Annotated in this window: 5 protein-coding genes, 1 rRNA gene, 1 other RNA gene and 1 pseudogene; all 8 read left to right on the forward strand. The window is 32.3% G+C overall.

Annotation, left to right across the window (positions count from 1 at the left end; all coding sequences use genetic code 11):
- Nucleotides 1-67: 67 nt before the first annotated feature.
- A complete protein-coding gene (locus AC1Q7N_RS03610; RefSeq protein ID WP_145376527.1) occupies nucleotides 68-1,063 on the forward strand; it encodes a YeiH family protein in 996 nt (331 codons plus the stop codon).
- A gap of 189 nt (nucleotides 1,064-1,252) precedes the next feature.
- Nucleotides 1,253-1,473, forward strand: a pseudogene (locus AC1Q7N_RS03615) (trehalose operon repressor); the annotation flags it as partial.
- Between the two features lie 107 nt (nucleotides 1,474-1,580).
- Nucleotides 1,581-1,850, forward strand: an RNA gene (ffs, locus tag AC1Q7N_RS03620) — signal recognition particle sRNA large type.
- A 370-nt stretch (nucleotides 1,851-2,220) separates the two neighbouring features.
- Nucleotides 2,221-2,751: a GNAT family N-acetyltransferase gene (locus AC1Q7N_RS03625; protein ID WP_001829347.1), complete on the forward strand. Its 531-nt coding sequence runs from the start codon at nucleotides 2,221-2,223 to the stop codon at nucleotides 2,749-2,751.
- A gap of 66 nt (nucleotides 2,752-2,817) precedes the next feature.
- Complete coding sequence (dnaX, locus tag AC1Q7N_RS03630) at nucleotides 2,818-4,524, forward strand: DNA polymerase III subunit gamma/tau (RefSeq protein ID WP_001829412.1); 1,707 nt, start codon at nucleotides 2,818-2,820, stop codon at nucleotides 4,522-4,524.
- Between the two features lie 88 nt (nucleotides 4,525-4,612).
- Complete coding sequence (locus AC1Q7N_RS03635; protein ID WP_001829343.1) at nucleotides 4,613-4,930, forward strand: YbaB/EbfC family nucleoid-associated protein; 318 nt, start codon at nucleotides 4,613-4,615, stop codon at nucleotides 4,928-4,930.
- A 6-nt stretch (nucleotides 4,931-4,936) separates the two neighbouring features.
- Complete coding sequence (gene recR, locus AC1Q7N_RS03640) at nucleotides 4,937-5,533, forward strand: recombination mediator RecR (RefSeq protein WP_001829377.1); 597 nt, start codon at nucleotides 4,937-4,939, stop codon at nucleotides 5,531-5,533.
- Between the two features lie 775 nt (nucleotides 5,534-6,308).
- Nucleotides 6,309-6,383: ribosomal RNA gene (locus tag AC1Q7N_RS03645) — 16S ribosomal RNA — on the forward strand; the annotation flags it as partial.

The raw sequence follows: 6,383 nt of genomic DNA on the forward strand, positions 1-6,383 counted from the left end.
ATACTTATTATTTATTTAACGCTATAACAATAACGTGCTAAGATTTCATATCGAGGTGAAAGTACATATGAAATCAATAACGCAGGCTTCATTTATGAAAGGTAATATGTTTACATTTACGATTGCAATAATCAGTTATATATTAGCTAAATTTCCTATTTTACATACGATTGGGGCGTTAGCTATTGCCATCATTTTTGCGATGATATACCGCCAAGTCATAGGTTATCCTGAGCATATTCGCCCAGGTATTACGTTTGCATCGAAACGTTTATTAAAATTTGCGATTATCTTATATGGGTTAAAATTAAATATGGGAGATATTCTAGGTAAAGGTTGGAAATTACTACTTATTGATATTATCGTAATTATCTTTTCAATAAGTTTAACTTTACTTTTGAATCAAATTATTAAAGGAAATAAAGATATCTCTATACTACTTGGTATTGGTACAGGAGTATGTGGAGCTGCAGCTATTGCAGCTACAGCACCAATCTTAAAATCTAAAGAAAAAGACATTGCAATAAGTGTAGGTATTATTGCACTAGTTGGAACTATATTTGCACTTATTTATACAGCTATCGAGGCTATTTTTAACATACCTACTATAACTTATGGTGCTTGGACAGGTATCAGTCTACATGAAATCGCTCAAGTCGTTTTAGCAGCAGGTATTGGCGGGTCGGAGGCAATGACATTTGCTTTACTTGGAAAATTAGGCCGTGTGTTTTTACTTATTCCATTAAGTATTGTCTTGATTTTGTATATGCGTTATAAGTCACACTCAAGTCAAGTACAACAAAAAATCGATATTCCTTACTTTCTAATTGGATTTATTATAATGGCTTGTATCAATACATTTGTTCCTATTCCTTCATTACTTATGAATATTATAAATGTTATTACAACGTTATGTATGTTAATGGCGATGGTTGCTCTAGGATTGAATATCGTTTTAAAAGAAGTTATTTCAAAAGCACTTAAACCATTCATTGTGATCTGTATAACTTCAATTTGTCTGTCTGGTGTGACTCTCTTAGTTACGTCTATAATGTTTAAATAAGGTGACATGTTATATGTTTATATTTAAAATAAAAAAGAGGCTAGAAATTATGTCCTAGCTTTTATGTTGTATTTGTAATTTATATATATGAATAAATTTTCAATGTAACTCATTGTGCAGAAAATTTAAATGCTTTTGGAAATAAAGAATTAATGACCGTAGGAGAAATGTCTTCAACGACAATTAATCATTGAAAAGGATTTGAAATTAGATATAAGTTATTCAAGTAAGTCTATTACTTTTAAAACTTTTCCATCTTTTAACTACGGAATTTTTGGTGATCATTTTACACCTTTTACAGCTACTGTCAGAAGTACTGTTTTTTAAAAGTTACCAGATGTTTTCAATATACTATTTCAAAACATTTAGCCACAGAATTTAAGTTCAAAGAATTTTCAAGACGACGATAATTACATTTTAATGAGGTTCAAAAAATTGTCGTGTTTGTCTTTTAAGTGAAGAAGATTAAATTTTTACGCTTGCAAAGAGAGGCAGAATTATAGTAATATAGTTCTTACCGTGCTAGGTGGGGAGGTAGCGGTTCCCTGTACTCGAAATCCGCTTTATGCGAGACTTAATTCCTTTGTTGAGGGCGTATTTTTGTGAAGTCTGCCCGAAGCACGTAGTGTTTGAAGATTTCGGTCCTATGCAATATGAACCCATGAACCATGTCAGGTCCTGACGGAAGCAGCATTAAGTGGATTCTCATATGTGCCGTAGGGTAGCCGAGATTTAGCTGTCGACTTCGGTAACGTTTATGATATGCGTTCGATACAAAGGTGCATGGTTTTTTACTTTAGATTTAAGCAAATTTTTATATAGATAATAAAGATCTAGGTTATGAAACTTAGATGTATAGTCCGATGTGAAGTTATTTAAATTTCATTCAGGGCTATTTTTTTATTTACAATTAAACTAAATATAATAGCTATTGATTTCTATCTTAAGTTGGAGTAGTTACTACGAAGCACTATAATTATTTATCTAAATATTCATTTCAATGTTTGATGTTAAGTGTGATGTTTTACTTCAAGTCATTTTTATTAAATGGATTAATAACGAATAATTTGTTAAAGTTATATCGTTGTAAAATGAAAACCTAGTTAATTAAAAAATTTACGTCGAAATATAGAATGGCTTATTAAAATGGAGGATACATGCATATTTATTTAAGTACTTTAACAGAGGTCGATTATGAAACGTCACTAAATAGTATAGAAAATAATTATAATCTAAATCCAGAATCCAGTTGGCAAGATCGAGCGCGCGTTAAAAATCTAAGAAAACTTGAAAGCTACAATTATGAATTAGAAGTTATAGCTAAGAATGAATTGAATGAAGTTATAGGTCACGTTGTGTTAGCAGAGGTTAAGTTGTCGTCTAAAAACAAAAAAGCGATAGCGTTAGCCATTGGTGCACTGTCAGTAGATAAATCTATTCGAAACCAAGGTTTAGGTCAAGCCCTGTTAAAAGCTGTAGAAGAACGTGCTAAAGAACAAGGCTATTGTGCTATTTTTGTAAATAATCATCCTCAGTACTTTGAGAAATCTGATTATGAAGCAGCCCATTTATATAATATACATATAGAAGAAAAACGAAATCATCAATCATTATTAGTAAAATTTCTAAAACCAGTTCAAAATGAATGGTCTGGAATGACGGTGTATTATCCGGAAGTACTGGATTGATTTTAATTGATAAGAAAATATAAGAGCGTGATATAATAATGAGTAATTGTTAATGGAGGTGCTACGGTGGATTACCAAGCTTTGTATCGTATGTATAGACCGCAAAGTTTTGATGATGTGGTTGGACAAACGCATGTAACTAAAACGCTGCGTAATGCAATTTCAAAAGGTAAACAATCCCATGCATATATTTTTAGTGGTCCGAGAGGTACGGGTAAAACTAGTATTGCAAAGGTTTTTGCCAAAGCTATTAATTGTCTTAATAGTGACGATGGTGAACCTTGTAATGAATGTGCGATTTGTAAAGGAATCACACAAGGTACGAATAACGATGTAATTGAAATTGATGCTGCAAGTAATAACGGTGTAGATGAAATAAGGAATATTAGAGATAAAGTTAAGTACGCACCTAGTGAATCTAAGTATAAAGTATATATTATTGATGAGGTTCATATGTTAACTACTGGTGCTTTCAATGCTTTGCTTAAAACATTAGAAGAACCACCAGCGCATGCTATATTTATCTTGGCAACAACAGAACCACATAAAATTCCACCCACTATTATTTCGAGAGCGCAACGATTTGACTTTAAAGCAATTAGCAGTGACCAAATTATAGATAGACTTAAGTATGTAGCTAATTCTCAATCTTTGGATTACGATGACGCAGCATTAGAATTTATTGCTAAAGCATCAGAAGGTGGTATGCGAGATGCATTAAGCATTATGGATCAAGCAATAGCGTTTGGAGACGAACGACTTACTTTACAAGATGCTTTAAATGTTACAGGTAGTGTTGATGAAGCGGCATTAAATGAGTTATTTAATGACATTGTAAAAAGTGATGTTAAAGCCGCATTTAATAGATATCATCATTTTATTTCAGAAGGTAAAGAAGTCAACAGACTCATTAATGATATGATTTACTTTGTTAGAGATACAATTATGAATAAAACGTCTAACGAATCCGTTCATTTTGAATCACTTATTCATTTCGACTTAGATATGTTATACAGGATGATAGATATCATCAATGATACACTAGTATCCATTAGGTTCAGTGTAAATCAAAGTGTTCATTTTGAAGTGTTGCTAGTTAAACTTGCAGAAATGATTAAGACACAGCCTCAAACTGTACAAAATGTAGCAACAGCATCGGTAGCTAATGAACCAGATAATGAGATGTTATTACAACGTTTAGAACAACTTGAAAATGAGCTTAAAACCTTAAAAGAACAAGGGATCAAAACTAATAAAGTTAGTCAACAACCTAAGAAACCAACACGTACGATTCAACGATCTAAAAATACGTTTTCTATGCAACAAATAGCGAAAGTATTAGACAAAGCAAACAAAGATGATATCAAATTGTTGAAGAACCATTGGCAAGAAGTGATTGATCATGCAAAAAGTAATGATAAAAAGTCTTTAGTAAGTTTGCTACTGAATTCAGAACCAGTAGCAGCTAGTGAAGATCATGTGTTAGTTAAATTTGATGAAGAAATTCATTGTGAAATAGTAAATAAAGATGATGAAAAGAGAAACAATATTGAAAGTGTAGTTTGTAATATAGTTAATAAAACTGTCAAAGTAGTTGGAGTGCCGGCTGACCAATGGCTGAGAGTGAGAGCAGAGTACTTACAAAATCGTAACACCAATGAAACACATCAAAGCGAAAAACAAAGCACACAACAGTCTCAACAAATAGATATTGCTCAAAAAGCTAAAGACTTATTTGGTGAGGAAACTGTACACTTAGTTGATGAAGACTGATACATGACAAGCGATATCTTGGTATGTATAATGTAATAAAAGCTAAATTTTTATAGAAATTGTTTACTATTAAGGAGGAAATGAAATTATGCGCGGTGGCGGAAATATGCAACAAATGATGAAACAAATGCAGAAAATGCAAAAGAAAATGGCTCAAGAACAAGAGAAATTAAAAGAAGAACGCGTTGCTGGAACAGCAGGCGGAGGTATGGTGACTGTTACTGTAACAGGTCATAAAGAAGTTGTAGATGTAGAAATTAAAGAAGAAGCTGTTGATCCAGAAGATATTGAGATGCTTCAAGATTTAGTATTGGCGGCTACAAATGAAGCGATGAATAAAGCAGATGAGTTAACACAACAACGTTTAGGTAAGCATACTCAAGGCTTAAACATCCCTGGAATGTGATGAAATATGCATTATCCAGAACCTATATCAAAGCTTATCGATAGTTTTATGAAACTGCCAGGCATTGGACCAAAGACGGCTCAACGTCTGGCTTTTCATACTTTAGATATGAAAGAAGACGATGTTGTTAAGTTTGCTAAAGCACTAGTTGATGTTAAAAGAGAACTTACCTATTGTAGTGTTTGTGGGCATATTACAGAAAATGATCCTTGTTATATATGTGAAGATAAACAGCGAGATCGTTCTGTCATATGTGTAGTTGAAGATGACAAGGATGTCATAGCAATGGAAAAAATGCGTGAATATAAAGGTTTATATCACGTGCTTCATGGTTCGATTTCACCAATGGATGGTATTGGGCCTGAAGACATCAATATACCTGCATTAGTTGAACGCCTCAAAAACGATGAGGTGAAAGAGCTTATATTAGCTATGAATCCTAACCTAGAAGGCGAGTCTACTGCAATGTATATATCTAGGTTGGTTAAACCAATTGGGATTAAAGTCACAAGACTGGCACAAGGTTTATCTGTAGGCGGCGATTTAGAATATGCTGATGAAGTGACTTTATCTAAAGCAATTGCAGGTAGAACGGAAATGTAATAATATCTACTATTTTAAAGTCTGGGATATAAGTCTATATTCTAGACTTTATTTACATTTAAATAGAAGAAGATTGAACACGCTTATATATGAATCTTCCCAACATAGAGAATTTCACTGAGAAATTCAACAGACAAAGCAAGTTGGGGTTCGGTAATGGATTGAAACAAAGAAGAATATGATAAGATTTCTGTTTCACTTTTTAGAATTCAGACTTATTGAGTTCACGGAAAGGCTTTTATAATTACATTTATTATTAATGAGGATAAGAATCAATCCTTCTTTACCCAAGGATGATGTAAAGTATTTGGAATAAAAAACAAGGATTATAGTAAAATAGTAAAAATATTTTAAAATGAACAACAAAAATAAAGTTTGTGAATAGGGTTTGTATAGGCGTTTAAGTTTTATTTTAGCAACCATTTTTCTGTATAACACGTTTATAATTAAATTTCATACAAAAAAAGTTCGGTTTTTCCTCCGGAGTAATTTGAATTGTTTTTGATAGTGTAATTTTTACTGTTGTTAAAACGAGAATAAGTCTGTATAGTATTTATTTGTTGAGCGAAACAACTTAACGAATCATTAAACAAACGACTAAAATTAATTTCAAAAAGTTGTTGACTTAAACAACCATGAAGAGTATAATTAATTCTTGTCGGTAAGAAAATGAACATTGAAAACTGAATGACAATATGTCAACGTTAATTCCAATAAACAGTAACGAAACGTTACAAACTATTTAGTATTTATGAGCTAATCAAACATCATAATTTTTATGGAGAGTTTGATCCTGGCTCAGGATGAACGCTGGCGGCGTGCCTAATACATGCAAGTCGAGCGAACAGAC

Source organism: Staphylococcus sp. GW823-FHT05F06 (genome assembly GCF_058795495.1).

Bases quoted from the DNA above. Each gene is read 5' to 3' on its own strand.
- AC1Q7N_RS03610 (WP_145376527.1), top strand. From the start codon at position 68: ATGAAATCAATAACGCAGGCTTCATTTATGAAAGGTAATATGTTTACA.
- AC1Q7N_RS03625 (WP_001829347.1), top strand. From the start codon at position 2,221: ATGCATATTTATTTAAGTACTTTAACAGAGGTCGATTATGAAACGTCA.
- AC1Q7N_RS03635 (WP_001829343.1), top strand. From the start codon at position 4,613: ATGCGCGGTGGCGGAAATATGCAACAAATGATGAAACAAATGCAGAAA.
- recR (WP_001829377.1), top strand. From the start codon at position 4,937: ATGCATTATCCAGAACCTATATCAAAGCTTATCGATAGTTTTATGAAA.